This is a genomic window from Gimesia chilikensis, from assembly GCF_008329715.1.
In the GTDB taxonomy this organism is placed as follows: domain Bacteria; phylum Planctomycetota; class Planctomycetia; order Planctomycetales; family Planctomycetaceae; genus Gimesia; species Gimesia chilikensis.
Window position 1 is genome coordinate 241,055 of record NZ_VTSR01000007.1, and the last position, 20,659, is coordinate 261,713.

The 20,659-nt window shown below is 54.3% G+C and carries 18 protein-coding genes and 5 tRNA genes; 14 read left to right on the forward strand and 9 right to left on the reverse strand.

Annotation, left to right across the window (positions count from 1 at the left end):
* Positions 1 to 47 precede the first annotated feature (47 nt).
* From FYZ48_RS10625 to FYZ48_RS10660, 8 genes are all read left to right on the forward strand, one after another.
* Positions 48 to 1,439: a DUF1501 domain-containing protein gene (locus FYZ48_RS10625; RefSeq protein WP_149340156.1), complete on the forward strand. Its 1,392-nt coding sequence runs from the start codon at positions 48 to 50 to the stop codon at positions 1,437 to 1,439.
* A gap of 162 nt (positions 1,440 to 1,601) precedes the next feature.
* Positions 1,602 to 2,297 carry a GntR family transcriptional regulator gene (locus FYZ48_RS10630; RefSeq protein WP_149340158.1) on the forward strand — a complete coding sequence of 232 codons (696 nt, stop codon included), beginning with the start codon at positions 1,602 to 1,604 and terminating at the stop codon, positions 2,295 to 2,297.
* Between the two features lie 344 nt (positions 2,298 to 2,641).
* Positions 2,642 to 2,713, forward strand: a tRNA-Phe gene (locus FYZ48_RS10635).
* A 20-nt stretch (positions 2,714 to 2,733) separates the two neighbouring features.
* Positions 2,734 to 2,806 (forward strand) — tRNA-Glu (locus FYZ48_RS10640).
* Positions 2,807 to 2,826: 20 nt separating this feature from the next.
* Positions 2,827 to 2,911 (forward strand) — tRNA-Ser (locus FYZ48_RS10645).
* 74 nt (positions 2,912 to 2,985) lie between these two features.
* Positions 2,986 to 3,070, forward strand: a tRNA-Ser gene (locus FYZ48_RS10650).
* 22 nt (positions 3,071 to 3,092) lie between these two features.
* Positions 3,093 to 3,165, forward strand: a tRNA-His gene (locus FYZ48_RS10655).
* Positions 3,166 to 3,199: 34 nt separating this feature from the next.
* Entirely contained in the window at positions 3,200 to 3,796 is a 597-nt protein-coding gene (locus FYZ48_RS10660) for an HNH endonuclease (protein WP_145041035.1), read from the forward strand.
* 47 nt (positions 3,797 to 3,843) lie between these two features.
* Here FYZ48_RS10660 and FYZ48_RS10665 read toward each other — a convergent pair whose 3' ends face one another.
* The 4 genes from FYZ48_RS10665 to FYZ48_RS10680 all read right to left on the reverse strand — a co-directional run bounded on the left by FYZ48_RS10665 (position 3,844) and on the right by FYZ48_RS10680 (position 10,163).
* Positions 3,844 to 6,678 (reverse strand): DUF11 domain-containing protein, encoded by a 2,835-nt coding sequence (locus tag FYZ48_RS10665; RefSeq protein WP_149340160.1) that lies wholly within the window; start codon positions 6,676 to 6,678, stop codon positions 3,844 to 3,846.
* Positions 6,679 to 6,950: 272 nt separating this feature from the next.
* A complete protein-coding gene (locus tag FYZ48_RS10670; protein ID WP_149340162.1) occupies positions 6,951 to 7,880 on the reverse strand; it encodes a DNA integrity scanning protein DisA nucleotide-binding domain protein in 930 nt (309 codons plus the stop codon).
* 360 nt (positions 7,881 to 8,240) lie between these two features.
* Complete coding sequence (locus FYZ48_RS10675; RefSeq protein WP_149340164.1) at positions 8,241 to 9,182, reverse strand: DUF6263 family protein; 942 nt, start codon at positions 9,180 to 9,182, stop codon at positions 8,241 to 8,243.
* A gap of 120 nt (positions 9,183 to 9,302) precedes the next feature.
* Positions 9,303 to 10,163 carry an NAD(+)/NADH kinase gene (locus tag FYZ48_RS10680; RefSeq protein WP_145184982.1) on the reverse strand — a complete coding sequence of 287 codons (861 nt, stop codon included), beginning with the start codon at positions 10,161 to 10,163 and terminating at the stop codon, positions 9,303 to 9,305.
* A 208-nt stretch (positions 10,164 to 10,371) separates the two neighbouring features.
* Here FYZ48_RS10680 and FYZ48_RS10685 point away from each other — a divergent pair, with 208 nt between their 5' ends.
* Both FYZ48_RS10685 and FYZ48_RS10690 read left to right on the forward strand, forming a co-directional pair.
* Positions 10,372 to 11,025, forward strand: a complete 654-nt coding sequence (locus FYZ48_RS10685; RefSeq protein ID WP_149340166.1) for a hypothetical protein — start codon at positions 10,372 to 10,374, stop codon at positions 11,023 to 11,025.
* A gap of 26 nt (positions 11,026 to 11,051) precedes the next feature.
* Positions 11,052 to 11,894 (forward strand): sugar phosphate isomerase/epimerase family protein, encoded by an 843-nt coding sequence (locus FYZ48_RS10690; protein ID WP_145440040.1) that lies wholly within the window; start codon positions 11,052 to 11,054, stop codon positions 11,892 to 11,894.
* A 773-nt stretch (positions 11,895 to 12,667) separates the two neighbouring features.
* Here FYZ48_RS10690 and FYZ48_RS10695 read toward each other — a convergent pair.
* The 5 genes from FYZ48_RS10695 to FYZ48_RS10715 all read right to left on the reverse strand — a co-directional run bounded on the left by FYZ48_RS10695 (position 12,668) and on the right by FYZ48_RS10715 (position 17,113).
* Complete coding sequence (locus tag FYZ48_RS10695) at positions 12,668 to 13,048, reverse strand: hypothetical protein (RefSeq protein WP_149340168.1); 381 nt, start codon at positions 13,046 to 13,048, stop codon at positions 12,668 to 12,670.
* Positions 13,049 to 13,250: 202 nt separating this feature from the next.
* The gene (locus FYZ48_RS10700) at positions 13,251 to 14,327 is read right to left on the reverse strand and encodes a sulfite exporter TauE/SafE family protein (RefSeq protein WP_149340170.1); all 1,077 of its coding nucleotides are present in this window, start codon (positions 14,325 to 14,327) and stop codon (positions 13,251 to 13,253) included.
* Between the two features lie 55 nt (positions 14,328 to 14,382).
* Positions 14,383 to 14,883, reverse strand: a complete 501-nt coding sequence (locus FYZ48_RS10705) for a MarR family winged helix-turn-helix transcriptional regulator (RefSeq protein ID WP_149340173.1) — start codon at positions 14,881 to 14,883, stop codon at positions 14,383 to 14,385.
* Positions 14,884 to 15,035: 152 nt separating this feature from the next.
* A complete protein-coding gene (locus FYZ48_RS10710; RefSeq protein ID WP_145185001.1) occupies positions 15,036 to 15,692 on the reverse strand; it encodes a potassium channel family protein in 657 nt (218 codons plus the stop codon).
* A gap of 47 nt (positions 15,693 to 15,739) precedes the next feature.
* A complete protein-coding gene (locus FYZ48_RS10715; protein ID WP_242022569.1) occupies positions 15,740 to 17,113 on the reverse strand; it encodes a TrkH family potassium uptake protein in 1,374 nt (457 codons plus the stop codon).
* A 348-nt stretch (positions 17,114 to 17,461) separates the two neighbouring features.
* Between FYZ48_RS10715 and FYZ48_RS10720 the strand changes: the two genes are divergently transcribed.
* The 4 genes from FYZ48_RS10720 to FYZ48_RS10735 all read left to right on the forward strand — a co-directional run bounded on the left by FYZ48_RS10720 (position 17,462) and on the right by FYZ48_RS10735 (position 20,656).
* Positions 17,462 to 18,430: a calcium/sodium antiporter gene (locus tag FYZ48_RS10720; RefSeq protein ID WP_149340175.1), complete on the forward strand. Its 969-nt coding sequence runs from the start codon at positions 17,462 to 17,464 to the stop codon at positions 18,428 to 18,430.
* A gap of 86 nt (positions 18,431 to 18,516) precedes the next feature.
* Positions 18,517 to 18,954, forward strand: a complete 438-nt coding sequence (locus tag FYZ48_RS10725; RefSeq protein WP_149340177.1) for a hypothetical protein — start codon at positions 18,517 to 18,519, stop codon at positions 18,952 to 18,954.
* An 87-nt stretch (positions 18,955 to 19,041) separates the two neighbouring features.
* Positions 19,042 to 19,878 carry an acyl-ACP--UDP-N-acetylglucosamine O-acyltransferase gene (gene lpxA / locus FYZ48_RS10730; RefSeq protein WP_149340179.1) on the forward strand — a complete coding sequence of 279 codons (837 nt, stop codon included), beginning with the start codon at positions 19,042 to 19,044 and terminating at the stop codon, positions 19,876 to 19,878.
* 277 nt (positions 19,879 to 20,155) lie between these two features.
* Positions 20,156 to 20,656, forward strand: coding sequence for a hypothetical protein (locus FYZ48_RS10735; protein WP_149340181.1), 501 nt, complete (start codon positions 20,156 to 20,158; stop codon positions 20,654 to 20,656).
* The last annotated feature ends 3 nt before the right edge of the window (positions 20,657 to 20,659 follow it).

Below are 20,659 nucleotides of genomic sequence, written 5' to 3' on the forward strand. Positions count from 1 at the left end.
TCCAACAAAACAGAGTGATCAATACAACTGTCTGAGAGATTGAAGATATGATTCCTTCCGATAATCTGAACCATATGTCCCGCCGCGATATCCTCCAGAAAGTGGGAGGCGGGTTCGGGATGCTCAGTCTGGCCGGAATGCTCTCTGCTGCCGATGCGGCTTCTTCCAGCGTGCTGACACAGACGCCCCACTTCAAGCCGAAGGCCAAACGGGTTATCTTCTTGTTTATGAGCGGCGGTCCTTCGCAGGTCGATACCTTTGATCCCAAACCGATGCTGCAGAAGTTTGCGGGGCAACGACCTAAAGAGGCCGACATCAGAACGGCTTCCAAAACCATGGGACTGCTGCCCTCTCCCGTGAAATTCTTCAACGCCGGTAAGTCGGGCATCCCGGTTGCCGAACATCTTTCCAAGACGGCGGAACACATCGACGATATGGCGATTATCCGCTCGATGCATACAGACTTCCCCAACCATGCGCCGGCCCTCTGTATGATGAACCTGGGAACCTTGACGCCGACGCGTCCCAGTCTCGGATCCTGGCTGACTTATGGACTTGGATCTGAAAATCAAAACCTGCCGGGCTTCATCGCTCTCTGCCCCGGTAAACCAGTGGTCGGTCCCAAATTGTGGGGGAGCGCGTTTCTGCCAGGTAAGCACCAGGCGACACACATCAACAATAAAGATCTGACTCCAGAGAAGATGATTCCGTTTCTGAAGAACGATGTCCTCTCATCTGATGAGCAGAAGCGTCAGCTTGATCTGGTACAGGCAATCAACAAACAGCATCTGCAGCCACGGGCCGGCGATAATGAACTGGAGACACGCATCAAATCAATGGAGATGGCGTACCGGATGCAGTTCGCAGCCACCGATGCCTTCGATATTTCCCGGGAACCGGAAAAACTGCAGGAAGCCTACGGGAAGAGTGAATTCTCCAAAGCCTGTCTGCTGGCACGGCGTTTGAGTGAACGCGGCGTTCGGTTCGTGCAGGTTTATTATGGAAACCGGCAGCCCTGGGACACGCACAGCAATCACGATAAGAGCAACGAGCGGCTCTGTAAGGACATTGATCAGCCGGTCGCTCAGCTCATGACCGATTTAAAACAGCGTGGTCTGCTCGATGAAACTCTTATCGTCTGGGGCGGTGAATTCGGTCGAACCCCGACTGCCCAGGGAGGCATCAACGGTCGCGATCATAATCCGTACGGCTTCTGCATGTGGTTGGCGGGAGGCGGAATCAAAGGGGGCACAATTCATGGTGAATCCGATGATTTCGGGTTCCGCGCGATGCAGGATAAAGTCCATGTACATGACCTGCATGCCACAATTCTGCATCTGATGGGCATCGACCATGAGCGGCTGACCTATCACTATTCCGGTCGCAACTTCCGCCTGACCGATGTTGCCGGCGAAGTGGTACAGAATATCATCGCCTGATCCTGCAGATTCCCGGATCAACGTCTGTAAATGCATGCACGCTATCTATTTCCGTAGATAGTGCGGCTGCTGCTTTTCTCTCCTGTCACAATCATATATAATATCTCATCACGTCTTTGCTTCTCTATTTCCAGTCTGTGACAGGCTGCTTAAGGATTTATTATGTCGACGTCCAATCTGCCGGGTTCCTTCTCCATGGTGCCGCGGGGCAACATTCGCGAAGTGGTGGTCCAGAGGATTCTGGCTGCCGTCATTCGAGGCGAATTCCCTGTTGGTCATCGGATGGTGATCCAGAGTCTGGCAGAACAGTTTGGCGTCAGTGCGACCCCCGTCCGGGAAGCTCTCGTTGAGCTCGCTTCGATCGGTATCGTAGAAAATCTTCCCAACCGGGGTGCCGTGATGCGGGAATTCGGCGTCACGCAGATCCGGGAAATCTATCAGCTGCGTCGTATTCTGGAAGTCGAAGCCGTTCGGACCGCCTGCGGGAATATTGAACCCAGACAGCTCGCTGAACTGGCAGAACAGTTTGCTGGGATCGCGAAAGAAGAGCGGGACAATAACTGGTCTCAGAATGCGATGTCCTTGGATATCCGCCTGCATTCCCTGATTGCAGAACGCTGTGGCAGTACCCGTTTACAGGATGAACTACGCCGCTATAACACCCTGGTCCAGGCGATCCGTGAAGTGGTCGATAATGAGAGCCAGGCGCAGGAAATTGCGTTAACCGATCACGAAGAAATCATCGCCGCACTGCAGGCCAACGACTGTGATCTGGCGGCGGAAAAAATGGAACAGCATATTCGCCAGACCGCCTCCCTGGTAGAAACGCTGGTGCAGGAACGCGAAGCGGCTAAGTAGCTTCCGTCTCGACTCTCTGTTTGCCAGCCTGCTTTGATATGAAGCAGACTCTCTTTTCAATTCTTCAAAATTCTCGCTGAAATAAGCGAACTTTTCTGCTAATCAGACGTCTTTGTAGTTAGTAGAACAAAACAGAAGAACAATCCTTAAAACTCGATCACAGGTATCGATGTGAATTTTTCAGAACAGACCTCACCTACAGAACGGAAAGACCATCAGGGGATTTCGGGAAGCGATTCCGAAACCAGTCTCCCGTTACGTACCTGACACCAGAGGATCTGTCTGTATCGATTTACAATCATCTAAGACCTGGTGTTCAACAGAACTCAGGTCTTTTTTTACAGGGATCGGTAGCTGAGATGGTTTAGCGGCGATCTGAAGAATCGCAGACGAGGATTCGAGCACCTCCCGATCCACTTAACAGAGTTACAATTACGCCCCGTTCGTCTAATGGCCAGGATACCGATCTCTCATGTCGGAGACGCTGGGTTCAATTCCCGCACGGGGTATTTCAAAAACAGAATAACCAGGAAGTCATCCGGCTGGATGAGGGCCCTGTCTTGAAAACAGGTGGTGTCTTGTGGCATTTGTGGGTTCGAGTCCCACGGCTTCCGCTCAAAATTTAAGTGATGCCGAACGTCTCCGCCGAGTCGGTAAAACGTTCGTGCATCGACACAAACTGGAAAACGGAAGGTAGCCGGATACGGTTTGCCGGACCGCACTGCTAATGCGTGTGCCTGCCAGGCGTGTGGGTTCGAATCCCATGCCTTCCGCTTTGGACTGAAATCCGATATGGTGTTCGTAGTGTAATGGTTTGCACGTAACACTGTGAATGTTAAGGTGGTGGGTTCGACTCCCCTCGAACACCCTTCTCACGACTGTTAACTGCAGGAATTAGAATCATGGTGTCCTCAACGCTGCAGCGGCCTACGCTGATCCTGAACCGAAACTGGCAGCCTGTCGGCATTACGACGGTCGCCCGGGCTGTGGTTAAAATCTGGAATGAGACAGCCCGCGTGGTTGACCCCGCAGATTACCAGACCTATTCCTGGGCTGATTGGGCAGCGCTCCGACCAGCTGAGGATGAACTGGTAATTCACAGCAGTCATGATCGGTTCCGCGTTCCTGAAGTGATTACGCTGCTGAAGTATGACCGTGTTCCCCGGAACGTGGTGACTTTCAGTCGGCGGAACGTCTTCAAGCGTGACCGGTTTACCTGTCAGTATTGTGGTTGTCAGCCCGGTAGCGAAGAGCTGACGATCGACCACGTTCTGCCACGCTCTCAGGGGGGCGAAACGTCCTGGGAGAACTGCGTGCTGGCCTGTGTTGAGTGCAACTCACACAAAGCAGCCCGTACTCCAGGGCAGGCGAACATGCAGCTGCTGAAAGAACCGGTTCGTCCCAAGTGGAAGCCGTTCTATGCACTGCAGAATATTCAGGTCGACAGCTGGTCTCGCTTCATCAGCGAGAACTACTGGAATGTCGAGCTGGAACGATAGCTTGTTAAATGAGTGCTCCTGATCTGGTATCAGGAGCACTTTTTTCGTTACTGCAGCTTATCCAGAATCGGAATCGCTTCTTCCTGGTTCAGCGGTTTTTCCATCTGCTGAGACTGAACGGTCACCAGTACACGGGCATCCCCTTTATTCCTGGCTGCCAGTGTCAGTTCAAAATCAAGTGACTGCTGCGGTGCGAGTACCTGGGCACTTTCGAAGATCACGAAAGAACCAGCCTGCTTGTAACGTGCAGGACCTTTCGCGGATACGAAAACCATCTCTCGAGGGATTTTTACGCGGAATTCAACGTTGTTGGCCGGAGCACTGCCCTGATTGACCAGTTGCACCTGCAGCGACATTTTCTCGCCGACTTCCAGGGGCCCTTTCAGTTCACTCGTCTCTACTTTGAGCAGAGGCTGACCAATCACATTCACTTCGGATTGCAGATTCGCCGAGAACTTACTGTTGTTTCCAGTCACAACCTGGACAGTACTGACTTTCTTACCAACCTCGGTCGGCTCGAGTTCGATGTTCAGAACCTGCTGCATACCCCCTGCCAGCTCAGCAATGTCCCACTGCACGACTCTGCGGACAGGATCAAACTGACCATTGCCGGAAGCGGAGACAAACTTCATTCCCGGAGGAATTGATTCGAAGATCGAAATGTTCTTGATCGTCTGCTCGGTATTATTCGTAATTGCGTTTTCATAGGCACCGGAACGTCCCAGATAGCGGTTTTTCGGGCCCTTACGGGTAATCAGAAACTCTTCGCTGGTTCCGATCACTTTGAGGGGAACCGCAGTCTCCGCTTTGAGATTGCCGTCGCCGACGACACTCGAGACATTCTTACCGGCTCCCGGTTTAATCGCTTTCAGTTGCAACTGGACTTCTCTCGTCTCGCCAGCAGGAATCAATCCTACGTGGTATTCCAGGTCGTCGCCTCCCGGATGGGAGAACTGAGGAGGAATAAGGCTGCGGACATACACATTCTTGGCATCTCCGGAACCGGTGTTCGTAATCGTGTAATTGACGACGGTGATTTCACCCGGTTTAACTGCCGAGGGTTGATCGGATTTGATGCTCAGCTGGGGAGAAGTAATCTTGGTCTCCGAAGCGACTTCGGTGACGAAGTTCACGGTCGCGACACTGCCGATCTGGCCGGGCTGCTCGGGAATGACCCGGATTGAGATCTTTTTCTCTTCGCCAGGGCCCATTGCCCCCAGTCGCCAGATAATACGATCATTGATCTGCTCAGCCCGGGGAATGGTGCCGGTCAGTTTTGCTCCCGCGGGAATCTTATCTTCGACAACGACTTCCCGGGCGGAAGTCGTACCGCTGTTTTTAACCAGCACGTGGTAGATAAACGGTTGCCCCAGAACAGCCTCTGGTGGAGCGACCTTTTGAATCGTCATTTTGGGAGACTGAATCTTCTGCTGCATGTTCAGCTTGGCCGGTTCCTCTGGCTGCGGCTGACTGCCTTCGACCAGGTTGAGAGGCTTGGCACCTGATGCAGGAGCGATTTCGATCGGCTGCGGAGTGGCAGCTTCCATTTTCTCCGTCGGGTTTCCTTCAGGAGCAAACAGTGATGGTTCCTGTGGATTATCTTCCGGCTGACGTTTTTTGATGACAACAACATCGGGTTCCGTCGGTTCCTGAACGGCGGGACGCGCTGGTTCCTCAAGTGCCTTCGGCTTCATCTGCGGAGACGGATTAATGCTGAATGCCGGCTCGGCGGGAGCAGGCTCGGGTTCTTTGACCGGTTGCAGTTCAAATTCTGGTTTATTGGGCTCCTCTCCGGCCGTTTGCAGTTCAGGCTGAGGCTCGGGAGCTTTCATTTGAGGTTCGTTACCGAATGGATTGAAATCCGTCTCTACTTTGGGAGTTTCCGGAATGGCAGCAGGTTCAGCCGGCTGTGGTGCGGGCTCATTTGCCTGCTTAGCCTCGGGAGTGGTCATGAATGGATTAGAATCGACGGCGGGAGTTTCCGGAGTCGGCTCTGTTTTCAATTCGAATGGAGACGCATTGGTTTCCAGTTTCATCGCCGGTGATTCGTCGGCGGGCAGCGGTTTCTGCTGTGCGGCTGGTTCCGGAACGGGGCCCAGACCAAATGGTTCGGGTTGCGGTTCTGCAGCCGCCGGTTCGGGTGTCATTTCTGGTTTGGATTGTGCGGGAGCGGCATCGAACGGATTAGAAGAGTCCAACTCAGTCACGAGTGTTTCGCGCGGGGGGACTTCGGTTTTGGGAGATCTCTCTTCCGCAGGCGCGGGGCTGGGCATCGCGGGGCCGAATTGAGGACCAGCGTTGAAATCGAGCTCCGCCACCGGTTCCGGTGTTGGTTGCTTTTCAACAGACGCAGCTGGTTCGGGCTGAGGAGTTCGGGAAAATGGATTCAAGCCTGGTTCAGGCGTCCCTTCTGCGGGAGTTTCGCGGAAGTCCAGTCCCTTACTGGTAGGCATCAACGCTGCCTGATTGTCCGGCTCGAATTCACTGGGAGTCGCATTCTGAGCCTCGAAAACAGCGTTTTCATTTTCCCCTGTATCGCTACCTGCGGTTTCGTTACCCGCAGTCAGTTTAATTTTGGGGCGCGGCGTTTTGATGTTGGGAGCAAAGGGTAGCTCTGGCTGCTTCTTTTCATCAACCTTCAGCGGTTGTGCATTACGGGCTGCCAGTTCGGAGAGTTCTGCAGGGACCTGACCTGAAGGAATGGTACCAGACTCCGGTTCTGCTTCTGTGACAGAAACCGTTTCCCCTTCCAGCAACGCATGCTGCTCGATCTGGTTCTCGTTGCTGGTAGATTGAATGCCTTTTTGAGCCTGAAGAAACATCAGTACCCCGAGACCAACGACTCCGGTCACGGCGACGAGTTTGATCGCTACATTCGACATGGGACTCCCTTCCCGCTGAAGAAGCTCTTAAATAAAACAGATTAAACCAATCACGATCGTCAGATTAAGTGAATCTGTCCTCTCCGCAGAGACTCGATTTCTCTGCCGGGCAACACGGTTTTGTGGCTGTAAAAACACCTTGCACCACATGTTGCGTGGGTTTCATAGCAAAAATTACAATTTGAGGGAAGAGAATATTCAGAAAAATTTACGTATCTGCTTGTAAAAAGCCACGATACAGCAGCGATACCAGACCGCGAAAATTTTGAATATTACTCGGACTGCGGTGGTTCGGTATCAAAATCGAACCATTTCATGGCACTACTCATCGGTTCAATTCGCAGAACAACATAGCCATCCTGGAAAATACGCACAGTGCCGGTAGACTCAGAGACCGCGATGGCAATCGCACCGGTTTCCTTGGAAATCGCTGCAGCAGCCCAATGTCGGGATCCCAGTCCCTTGGAGAGCGTCAAGCCTTCCGCAGATGCATTCAGAATCCGCCCTGCCGACTGCACGACCCCATCTGAGCTGATAATAAAGGCACCGTCGATCTGGGCCAGTTCCTTCATGCTCTCCTTGACACGTGGGTTGTTGACCATGCGGTCCTTCTGGGAGTAGCCTTTGAAAGGGTCGTGAACCTGTTCGTGTGAAAGCGACAGGACTTTGCGGTGGTTCCCGACGACAAATAAAGCACCAACCGGCTTCCCTTCGCGTCCTTCCCGTCCGATCTCCACTGCCAGGTCCACCACGGCTCGCAGGGTCTGCAGAGGAACCTTGGTCTCCAGACGCTGCAGATCGCGTGAGGTCAGCTTGGCCAGGTGATCTGCCAGGCTGACGATACTTAGTGAATCCGCGTGCTCCCGTTCAAAGCCGGCATACAGCGCGATAATCCGGTCGCCCGATGCGAGGATCTCATCGGCAATTGCTTCCAGAATGGCCTGGCTGATCTGTACCTGACGCGTCTGGGGTTCGTGGATCAGCGGAACCAGGGCAATCCCGTCTTCCTGGGCGGCGCGTTGAACGTCCGGTTTATCGGAAGAGACCACCAGCCTTAATTTCCCGAGAGATTTGCTGATCTCCAGGAAGTCATAAGGAATATCTGCTAACAGGAAGACGACATCAATCTCACAATCACTGGCTAATCGTTTAGCTGCTTTTAATAAGCTCGTTAATTGTGGGGAAAAGTCAACCCGTTTCATTTCCGGTCTCGATAGAAGCAGTGGCAGTGAATACTCAGTGTGGATCGCGATCGTGCCAGCTCAGGTAGACAGCCATAAGCTCAACGAAGACTGCAGCATCAGCGACACGAAGAGAGCAGGAAATCGAGGGTGTTCAGTTTCTGTTCACATCGGTGTGGTGTGGCCAGTTGGCTACGCGAAATGGATGACTGCAGGGGCTTGCGTACCTTAGCGGCGAATTCTAAGTGTAAAATAATTGCTGTCAGCGTCAACACATAAGTGCTTGTCTCCCCTTAAAAAAAGTGAGACAAGCACTGACTTTTGAGTGTTGTCGACAGATCGCCTGTCGGCCGGGCCCAAATATCGGCTTCTGCTGATCAATTACTGGGCTTCGGTAGTCTGTTCTTTCTGAGCGACTTCGGTGGGATCGACCAGCGTTTCCAGCCGGGTCGAGACCGCCCGCATCGCCCCTTTTCCGTCAAATACGCCTACCTGGGCTTTATCCAGAGAGACATCCTGAGAAATAATCACACCCCGTTCGATATCCAGCTTAATGGTTCCGGAAGGTGTTTTCTGAATCAGCTGCATGCTCAGCTTCGGGTCGTTGAGCCGGGTCATGATTTTGGTTTTGAAGGTGATCACAGCCAGGCCATCTTCTACCGATTCCAGCGTAAAAGTACGCCGCACAGGCACTTTTTTGCGCAGAGTCTTGCTGAGGGCCACTTCCACATCCAGTTCGTCGTCCCAGGTGCTTCCGACTTTGACCTCTTCTTCAGGCAAGGGAATCAGGAAGCCCAGTCGACGCGATTTTTCCTGGTCCAGCTTGTCTGGCGCCTGGGCTTCTTCAAATTTCGCCCCTTCGCCATCGACTTTCAGTTCCTGGATGGAAATCACTTTACCCAGCGGTGAATAGACAATACGTGACGGCTTGCTGATGTTCGCCCGGATCGGTTTAAACTGCTCCAGATCCTTCTCGGGATTTTGTTCACTGTCAAATGTCGCGGGAGTCGCATCGTCGAACTGCACCTTCATTTTGACGCGGTCAATGCGGGTTTCCAGGGTTCCATTGCCTTCTTCATTCACGGAAATCACGCGATAATGCTTCATCGTGTTCGAAGAGTTCGCGGAAGTCTGCGTGTCCTGGTTGAGCTGAACCGTAATCTTGTTCTCGGTTTCGACCCGGTAATGGACAAACTCGTTCGGAGTGAATTTGTAGCGGAGCGAATAGCTCTTCGCGTCTTCATCCGCAGCAGAGGTGACAGACAGTGGTGCTGAAAACTGGCTCAGCATGAGGGTCAGTAGACAGAACACAGTAGACCGCATCAGGGACTCCTTCCCGGAAAAGTTGGTGGTTTATCCATAAACTGTGGTGAAAGTAGCAGATCTGAATCTGTGTGGGGAGATCAATTTGGGGCCGGAACCGCAGTTTTTTCAGGTATTTAACTATTCAGCTCCATATTTCGGCTGGCCTCCCCAGCCCAGCTTGCGATTCAGACGCGTATAGTAGTTGAATCCCGGAATCCGGGCCAGTTTGAACGCCACCGGAGCCCGCTTCAGTTCCAGGCGGTCACCAGAGGCATAGGGAACCTTGATCTGCCCGTCAATCACCAGCATCGCTCCTTCCGGTGCATTCGGGGAAGACAGTGAATACAGGGCGTTTGCATTATCAACCAGCGGCCGGTTGGTCGGCGTATGCGGACAGATCGGAGTGATCACAAACGCCTGCAGGTCCTGTTTCAAAATCGGGCCCCCCGCAGAAAGACTGTGCGCGGTCGATCCCACGGGCGTACTGATGATCAGCCCGTCACCACTGTAGGTCGTCACCAGCTCGTTATTCACCGTCAATTCGACGTCGATCATCGACATCGCCCCGGCAGAACTGATCACGACCTCGTTGAGTCCCAGGTAGGTATTCACCGATCCATCCGCCAGATAGTGCTTGCATTCGAACATCAGGTGCTCGACGATCCGATACTTGCGTTCCACGATCTGGGCAAAGTTCTTACAGAACCCGTCCGGGGTCAGGTCTGCCAGAAATCCCAGCCGACCCAGGTTCACACCAATCATCGGCAGCTGATTCAGTCCCATCTGGCGACAGGCCCGCAGGATCGCACCGTCGCCCCCCAGGACCACTACCAGGTCAGCTTCGGAATCGTCGGGAGTGAAATCTTCGATCACAGAGACCGCTGAGACATAGACCGAAGACTGGGACTGCAGGTATGCGTGGATCTGATCCCAGGCAGTCTGAATGTGTGCGCTTTGATCCCGCAGGAGGAACATTAAATTTAAAGGAGACTCAGACATAGTTTACTTTCGGCACAAATTCAGCGTTGGTTAAACTCAGCGATGTGTCAGGCATTATACGCTCCTGGCAGCTCGTATCCAATGTCACACCTTCCTTCCCGGGACAGGTTCCCCTAAATCCCCCTGTGTCAACTGTGATTCTTCCTGCCAATCCGCTACGATTGAGCATTCGAACCGAACAGAGACCGTTAGCAAAACTCAGAGTATCATGAACTACTTTGCCCATGGAATGCGATTCGTCGATCGCCCCTATTTCCTGGCAGGAACCGCCCTGCCCGATCTCCTCTCCGTGGTGGATCGACGCGTCCGTCTGCGGATGAAAAACGTCGCCCCGTTTGTCGCAGAGACTGACAGCATCCAGGCCGAACTCGCCTCTGGCATCAAGCAGCATCTCGACGACGATCACTGGTTTCACTCCACGCAGGGCTTCCTCGAAATCACCACCGATCTCTCGCTCCTGTTCCGTGAGCTCTTTCAGAATGACGATTCCGCTCGCGTCGGTTTCCTCGGTCACATCACTACCGAACTTCTGCTCGATGCCGTTCTCATCGATCAGAACCCCGGGCTGATCGACCGCTACTACGATGCGTTCCTGGAGATCGATCCCTTCGTGACACAACAGGCCACGAATCGCATGACAACCCGCGAAACCGATCAACTCAGGGCCTGGCTGGTGCTGTTCCATAAAGAAGCTTTCTTAAGAGATTACGTTGATCCACAAAGAATGCACTTACGCTTGAATCAGGTCATGAAACGGGTCAAACTACAACCGTTACCGGAAGGTACGATCTCAGTTCTCAAAACAGGTCGGGAAATCGTAGAAAAGCGTCTCGACGATTTATTGCCGCCTGAGCATTTTTAATCTCCAGTGATTGAAAGATAACAACAATGAAGTACGGCTTAAACATGCTGCTGTGGACCTCCGATGTGAATGAGTCCCATTTCGGACTGCTCGAGCAGATCAAAGGCTGGGGCTATGATGGCGTCGAGCTGCCTGTCTTTGAGGCGGATGAGAAAAAATTCGCTCAGGTCGGAAACAAACTGGAAGAACTCGGTCTGGGCCGCACCGCCGTCACCGTCTGCACGCCGGATGAGAACCCGATCTCCAGCGATCCCGCCATCCGCGAAGCCGGCCTGAATCGTCTTAAACGCATGATCGATATGTGTGCCGCCTCCGGAGCCACTCACCTCTGTGGCCCCATTCACTCTGCACTCGGCGAATTCTCCGGCTCCGGTCGCACACCTGAAGAATGGAAGTACGGCCAGGAAATCCTCGCCCAGGCCGCCGACCACGCCCAGGCCAACAACGTGATCCTGGTCTGTGAATACCTCAACCGCTTTGAATGCTACTTCCTCAATACTGCGGAAGACTGTTCCCAGTTCACCCGAGAAGTGAATCATCCGAACCTCAAGATGATGTACGATTCCTTCCACGCCAACATCGAAGAGAAAAGTATTACCGAAGCCGTCAAAGTCTGTGCCGATCAGATGGTCCACGTGCACATCTCCGAAAACGATCGCTCCACCCCCGGCGAGGGGGGCGTCAACTGGGACGAAACCTTCGCTGCACTCAAAGAAATCAACTACGACGGCTGGTTCACCATCGAAGCCTTTGGTCTGGCCCTGCCCGACCTGGCCGCAGCCACCCGCATCTGGCGGAAGATGTTCCCCACCGAAGAGCATCTGGCAACCAAGGGCCTCGAATTCATGAAGACCCGCTGGGAAGGCTAAGCCCGCCCCGACAATATGCTCACAGAGAGTGGACCGCATCGCAGGTTCACTCTCTTTTTTTATTCGCCGCATTCACAGAGTCCTTCCCGTTGTTTCCCTGTGGAAAATGTCTCTACTTCCCCGTTTTTACCTGTCTCGTTCAGTGCACAGGACTGCATAGACTGACCTTGATCCCCGTTTTCCGAATCGTAAAGTATCGCAATTGTGCTTCGCGCGCGAGGCGGACGATGCGTGCACTGGAAAACCGGAACAAGCGACTCATCAGCACCTGAATCGCCGTCGATTTTCACCCCCTCTACACCGGAACATCCGCCACCGGTTCCCGTTGTCTCGTTAAATTTCAAATCATTTCGGAGCATATTCAAAGCAACTCGCAACACACTCAGTGCACATTCAGCAGGTTTGAAAGTCATTTCAAAAGTCAAAACCCCTTGACCTCCCCACGCCCTTCCACAAAATACAAAACCATGCAAAACAACGACTCAAATCATTAGAAATTCGATCTACGAATCTGCCAGCAGCATCCCACACAAATCATCGGGTAACCCCGAATGCAATTCGGGGCGAGCAACGCGAGCAGGAAACGGTCAGGGCAAACCTGCAGTCCAGAAAACCACCGCGCAGCAAGGTGCCATGACAGCAACAGAGAATCGTAAGCAGCGGCGCGAGCCACACCAGATAAAAACCGGGCAGCACTGAACTGTCCTCCTGTGTAGAGAACACACCAGTAGAAAAGCCAAATTAGCCCCGGTTAGGCGTTTCGGGAAAGACTCTCATTCGCACTCATGTTGTGAAAAACCGTTGGGCGTCTTGGCTTTAATGTTCAGTTTTAATAGCCCCTTTGCTGTAGACAGCTCTACTATGTTGCCGATTCGGACGGTTTTGATTTCTTCAATAAATCTAGCCAGATGTTCCAGGCACTGTTCGACATCCGAGACAGGCTGCCCCGCGTCGACCAGCTTTGCAAACAGATCATTCTCATTCACGAGTTGACTTGTCAGCACTACCATTCCGTATTGCCTGATCTTTCCCGATTTGATCCCCAGTAATACAAAATCCGCTTCTGTAGTCGGGAGGGGGACTAAAAAATCACTCGATCTTTGCTGAGGGAACCGGGGATCAAAGGCCACCAGCACTTTTTTGGATTCGACCATCTCTCTGGGCTCCTTGAGTCGTTTGTTTTTCGGGGCGTTGGCAGGATGATCTGTCATGGATGTTAGAGAATGTTGTCATTGGGGCCATGTCGGTATTACGTTTATCACTGATCGGCGACAATATTTCTGATTGATATTTCAAAGTGATTACAAAGATTATTTCAGTCTCGGCAAAGCCTGGCTCATCAGTTATGCAACCAGTTCACTCCACCCGCTCATCCCCCACCAGTTCCACCGGCGGCAATCCCGCAGCCAGACCCGGACGATCCAGCGACGCCTCCCCGCGCCCACACCGGTACAGAACATGAAACAGGGCATTCATCGCCAGCACGCTCCCCAGTGCCGCCAGCAGGGCCACTCCGGTCACCCGTTCATGCATGATCGTCCACACGAACTGCACGATACACAGCAGCGACACCAGCAGCAGCGTCGGCGTGCGGGAAATCAGGTTCACCACCAGTGCACCAAAGGGCGCTCCCAGGGCGACAATCGGGGCCGCGGCCAGCCAGTTGGCATACACTTCCGGATCCATGTGATACAGACCGGGGTGGAACCGTGACAGCAGCAGGTTCGAAAAGATACCCACAACCGACGTAAACGCCATGAGCAGCACCGAGGTCGGAATCGCCACCTTCAGATCGGCCCGGTACAGCAGCACCAGTGTCGCATAGACCATCATGTCAATCCCCACGCCGGTAATCGAAGCCACGATGCCCCCCGTAATACCGACGGTCAGTCCCAGCGGAGTATCGTAGCGCCGCCAGCGGTCACTGACTCCCTCGGCGGCCACCAGTTCTTTCAGCTTTACCAGATGCATGATACCGAAACTGCACCAGACCACCGCGAACGTCAGCTTGACCCACAGATCCGGAACAAAGGGGGCAATCAAAGCAGCACCCAGTGGTGTTCCCACCAGGGCACCCGCCAGCGCCGGTTTCAGCAGTCCCCAGTCGAGCGGCCGTCGCGCCGAGAGAATATAAATGCTGGCCGAGACCATCCCCACCGACTGGACAGCCAGACCAAAGTTCCGTCCCAGGGAACCGGGCATATCAAAAAACAGGACCAGTACCGGAAAACCGACAGTGCCGCCCCCCATCGGGGTCGAACCGGCGATATAAGAACCCAGTGCCATCGATACGGCGATCGGCCAGTGAGCACGCAGCGTGTCCCAGCCATCAGTCAGCAGAACCACCGTCAGCCAGACTGCATAAAACAGGACCAGCCACAAACAGAACGGCCACAGTTGGCGTAACGGAGAAGCGGAACTCTGACCTTTCATCTGGCTGTCTCATACAAACTTGATCTGACTGGCAGGCCCCAGCCGGCAGGTAATACTACAGCGAATCCAGCCAGTCGCAACTGGCATCCTCATGCGGCGCACGTGCTTTCTGGAGCAGCCGAATCAGCCGTTGCTGTTCGCTGTCACTCAAATGCCCCAGCTGCTGCCCGTGCATCTGCACCACCGCTTTCTCCATCCGTTTGAGCAGGGTCTGCCCCTCCTCCGTAATGGCCACCTCCACCACGCGGCGGTTTTCGGGTAACCGACTCCGCTGCACCAGGCCCCGTTTCTCAAGGCGGTCCAGCATGCGGGTGGTATCCGGACAGCGGGAAATCAGCCGGCGGCCCAGCTCCATGGTCTGTACCGTTTCCGGGGCTGCCATCTGTAGCAGCCGCAAAACGTTGTACTGTTGCGGTGAAAGTTCAAATTGGACAAACAGCGACTCTTCCAGCACCTTCAGGCAGTCATACGTCCGCCAGAGCTGCAGGAAGACCTCTTGTTCGGGTGAGTCAAAGCTCACACGCTGCGATTCGGTTTGGCTGGCTCGTGGATTCATAATCTGAATTAATGCGCGTTCCAACAATAGTTGTCAAGACAAATATTGTCGCGACAGGGTTTTCAGGGGACTCTCAGGAGGCAGCCTTATTTGCGCATAATAATCGCTACGTGGTTCCGGTATTCCGACCCATCAGGGGAACACGCCATGGATCAGGAAATATTGGCGATCTGATCCAGAATCTTGTCTTCACCGGCGACCAGCAGCGTATCCGTGTCATTCAACAGCTTGTCCGGGTCGGGCGAGGCGATGATCTTATCCGTCAGAATATCGTGGACGGCGACGATGGTAATATCGTATTCCTGCCGCAGCTTGAGTTCGCGGATCGATTTCCCCATCCAGTCGTTGGGCACACCCATCTCCTGCAGGCTGAAGCCTTTCCCCAGTTTGACGTAGTTCAGAAGTGCGGAACCGGTCATGCGGGTTGCCAGGCTGATCGCGGAATCACGTTCCGGAAAGACGATATCAGTCACGCCGATGCGGTCCATCACGCGGGCATGATCATTCGACACGACTTTGACATAGATGTCCTTGATTTTCAGATCGTGCAGCGCCATCGTAGCCAGGATGCTGGCGGTAATGTCATCTCCGGTCGACACGATCGCCGCGTCCGCCTCTTTGGCACTGATGCGCACCAGCGTATCGAAGTCGGTTCCGTCGCCGACCACCGCGTGCGAAATCAGCGACGCCAGCCGATCGACCAGCGTTTCATTGAGATCGATGGCAATCACGTCATGCCCCCCTTCATAGAGGGTGCGTGCTACGGAAAATCCGAAGTTGCCCAGTCCGATGACCACAAAACGTTTCATGGCAAAACCCTGCTCTTTATGTTCAGTTCACAATTAAAATACGATCACTAACCCACGATGACATCTTCGTAAGCCAGTCGAAATTTACTCCGATGGGCCAGTCGCACAATCAACGCGGATGCGATCACCAGAGGCCCGGTGCGTCCCGCAAACATCAAAAATATCAGCACCCACCGCGAAGGTAACGACAGCGAATCGGTCAGTCCCATCGAAAGTCCCACGGTATTGAACGCACTGATCGTTTCAAACAGCCGCACCAGGAACCGCTGCTCGTATCCATGGAAATCTCCAATCGACGACATCAGGAAGACTCCCGTCACGACAACCGATGTGGAGATCACAAATAAGCCGGTACCCCGCTGAATGGTTTCATCCGGAATCGAGCGGCTGGCGAATGTGGTCGTGGTCTGCGAACGCAGTTTGGACCACGCCAGCAGCCCCAGTAGTGCGAAGGTGGTCGTTTTCAACCCACCGGCCGTTGAACTGGGGGAGCCGCCAATCATCATCAGGATCATCGTCAACAGGTTCGTACTGTCGGTCGCCTGCTCGTAGTCGATCGAGTTGAACCCCGCTGTCCGGGGCGTGACGCTCAGAAACAGCGAGTTAGTCAGCTTGTCGGTCAGAGACATCTCAGCCAGCAGACCGTTCCATTCAAAGCCGGCAAACAACAACCAGCCGCCGAGAATCAGAATGAAGGAGGTCCACAACACCAGCTGACTGTGCACGGACAGACGCTTGATCCGGGGCAGTGACCGCTGACGTTGGGCGAACCGCAGGTTAAGTTCCTGCATCGTTACGAAGCCCAGCCCGCCCAGAATGATCAGGACCGAAATCACCAGCAGTGTCCCGGGAGAATCCTGGTAGTTGATCAGCGAATTGCTGTTCGTCGAAAAGCCCGCATTACAGAAGGCACTCACGGAATGGAACACTGCAGGCCAGGCAGCCCCCTTCCAGCCCAGGCGGGGCACCCACAAACAATACAGAAAGAATGCTCCGGCCGCTTCAATCAGAAATGTAAATTTCAGAATGTTAGTGATCAGCAGCCGCGCCGAGACCTGCGGGATCAGTTTGCGGGAATCCGCGGTTACCGATTCCAGGTTCAGCGAAATTTTTCTCCCCAGCGCGGTGATGATCACACTGGTCAGAATCAGCATCCCCAGGCCACCCAGCTGAATCAGCAGCAGGATCAGCGCCTGGCCCCGCAGGGTGAAGTACGTCGCCGTATCGACGACAATCAGTCCGGTCACACAGACGGCACTGGTGGACGTAAAGATCGCATCGGTCCAGTTCAGGGGTTCTCCCTGGTAGATGCCCGGCAGGAATTTCAGCCCGAGGGATCCCAGGATGATGAGTGCGATGAAGGAACTGAGAAACAGTTCCGCGGGGGCCAGCCACCGATTGGGAGTCATTGCGTGTCGCACGCCCGACCCTTGATACCGGGAGACTGAAGAACCGTCCGGCCGGTTTGATTTTTTCGTGATCACTGTCAATACACCCGTGGGGTGTCCTGGACTTTCGCAGCAGATAAACTCAATGTTGATTGCACATGCTGTTTTTCACACCCTCTGAGCACTTGTCGAAAAACATTCCCCCTATTGTCCGTTTCCCGCATGCTTTCGCAAATGTGCACCGCGCGATCCTCACATATTTTCCATTATTTTTTTCTGAACGCCACATCCTCTGGAAAATCCACGGCAGATTGGTTAGAACCAGACTCCCGATCCCACTTATACCACAGTCAAGAGCTAAGGATTTATACAGGCCCGATCATGTTGCTTGCCTTTATCGCGATTATCGCCGGACTCGCATTATTGATCTGGAGTACAGACCGCTTCATCGATGGTGCTGCTGCGACGTCACGCTATTTTGGTATGTCCCCCCTGTTGATCGGCATGGTCGTTGTCGGCTTTGGTACTTCGCTGCCTGAAATGGTGGTCTCAGTCATCTCCGCCTCCGAAGGGAACGCCGGCGTCGCTCTCGGGAATGCTTACGGATCGAATATTACCAATATCGCCCTGATCCTCGGTCTGACAGCGCTCATTAATCCACTGACGGTACAGTCCAAGATCCTCCGCAAAGAATTACCTGTTCTGGGCGGTTGTACCCTGCTCTCTGCCTGGCAGATCTGGGATGGACACATCAGTCGTCTGGATGCAATTGTCCTCTTATCGGTCTTTGCCTTCCTCATGGGCTGGACGATCTGGCAGGCCGTCCGCAATCCGACCGACGAACTCGAAGCCGAAATGGAACGCGAACTCTCCAGTCATACCATGCCCATCCGCAGCGCCGTAATCTGGCTGCTCGTCGGACTGGTACTGCTGGTCGTCAGTTCCCGGATGCTGGTCTGGGGGGCTGTTTTCCTGGCCCGCTACTTTGGCGTGAGTGACCTGATTATCGGCCTGACGATCGTGGCCGCAGGCACTTCACTGCCCGAACTGGCGTCTTCGATCATCGCCACCCGCAAAGGGGAATTTGACATCGCCGTCGGCAATGTCATCGGCTCCAACATGTTCAACACGCTGGCCGTGGTCGGCCTGGCTGGGGTGATTCACCCGATTTCCGTGAATGGAGAAGTCTTTTCCCGCGACGTGATGGTCATGCTGGCGCTGACCTTTTCCCTGTTCATTCTGGGACGTGGCTGGGGAGGCCCGGGACGCATCAACCGTTACGAAGGTGCTCTGCTTCTGGCCTGTTACATCGGCTACACGTGGTGGCTCATCCGTAGTGCCCTGCTCTGAACCAGGCCGCCTTCCGGCATTCAGGCTTGACAAAGGGAACTCCCTCCAAGATAGTTCATGCTGTTTCTCGGAAGGAATCTGTCTCAATGAACTGGCTACGCAAAATCGCAATCATCTGGATGGTGGCAACCACGGTGCACGCCCCGTTCCCGGTCTGCGATGGTGACAACCTTGCCAGTGGCCAGACCGCTTCCCTCCGTTTTGCCGTGCTGGACCATTCTTTCGACCTCGATTTCATCCTGCTCGGCTGTGATCTCCCGGATGATTACGACGATGGTCCCCTTGATGTGGATCCGGAAGAGGGTTCCAGTTCCGCTTTTGGATCCCCATTCACCTCCCAGGCCCAGCCGCTCAAGTTGTGTGTCTGGAGTTCAGCCGAAACCTGGGGAACACTCTTCAGCAGCACCCCGGACCGCAGCATCGCCTGCCTGGCCCGCACCGCGGATCGTTCCTCCTGTCTCCCCTTTCAGAATTTCTCATTTGGAAAACTGAGCCAGAGCGGAATTGCGCATTTTCATTGTTAAGCAATGAACCGCATTTCGTTTTCGGCAAACACCGTTTTCCCTGACAGCCGCAGTTGAGTGCGCTGTCGGACTGAAATGAGGATTCTCATGCGCGTCCATCCAACTGCTTATATCCATCCCGATGCCGTCGTCCACCCGACGTGTCACATCGGCCCCCACGTCGTCATTGAGGGCCCGGTGCGTATCGGAGCCAACTGTCACCTGGGACCCTCCGTGGTCGTCATGGGAAATACAGACATCGGCTCCGATTGTCAAATTCATGCCCACGCCGTCATCGGAGATACGCCCCAGGACCGAAAATATACCGGGGCGATCAGCTACTGTCGCATTGGCCAGGGCTGTGTGATTCGTGAGTCGGTCACCATCCACCGGGCCAGTATCGCACAGGCGACGACGGTCGTCGGCAACGACTGTCACCTGATGACCTGTTCCCACGTGGCCCACGACTGCATCCTGGCGGATGAAGTCACACTCGTCAGCGGTGCCCTGCTCGGCGGTCACGTGCAGATCGGACCCCAGGCAATCATTTCCGGCAACGTCGGCATTCATCAGTTTGTACGCGTCGGACAACTCGCCATGCTGGGAGGCGTTGCCATGATCAGCCGCGATGTCCCCCCCTTCACGATGACGGATCACCAGGGCGAAATCATCGGCCTGAATGCCGTCGGTCTGGCGCGGCGGGGCATTTCAACCGCAGAGCAACAGGATCTGAAAACCCTGTTCAAGGTGGTCTGTCGCTCGGGAATGTCTCACTCACGCTCCATAGAGCTGGCAGCCGAACTGGCGCAGACCGACATCGGTCGCCAGTTCGTGGAATTCTTCCAGGCAGAGACACTGAGGGGCTTCAGTCGCTTTCGAGGCAAAAAATCACGCTCTCGGAAAAACCTGGTCCCCCCGGTTCAGCATCCCCCGCTCGCTGAGTAATCCCTCTTCAAATTTCGTGAGTAACTCTTTGCGCAACTCCTGATGAGACAGGCAGGAGTAGTTGAAGTCAATGTGTGGTAGCGGGATACCGCCCCGGATCCCTTTTCAGGTGAGAGATTAGGACGAACCTGGAACGTTCCGGGGCGGTACATTTTTGTCCCGCGCAGCCAGACAATGCTGGCATCACTGCCGGTAGCGATTACAATAAACTGGACGACGTGCTTCTACTTCGCCTGACCCCTTATGCATTGACACTTCTTACTCGGGGAACGCTATCATGCGCCGCTGCTTCCTGGTTTTGATCGTGCTATCTCTCGCCTGCTTTACTCGTGCTGGTCACCTGCAGGCAGACGGCTATCGGACCTCCATTGGAACCGGCGCCGATCGCATTCCCGTCATCGTGGTCTCAGGCACTCCCTATGAGATGGGTCTGCAACAGGGAAAACTGATCCGGGAAGAAGCCACGCAGATGATCAACTCACTGCTGCAGAAAGTACAGGCCGCCGGTCCAGAACGTGCCTCCGATGCCCATCTTGATACCGCCTGGAACGCGATCGCACCGCATACCGATGTCCGCTTCAAAGAAGAACTCCGCGGCTTCGCTGAGGGGACTGGCCTTCCTTTGAAAACGTTGCAACGGGCGCACGCGTTACCTGTCGTCATGGATTATTCCTGCAGCGGTATCGCCGCCTGGGGCGCAGCGACGAAAGATGGCCACCTTTATCAGACACGCAATCTCGACTGGACAATGGAACTGGGCGCGCAGGACTATCCCTGAATC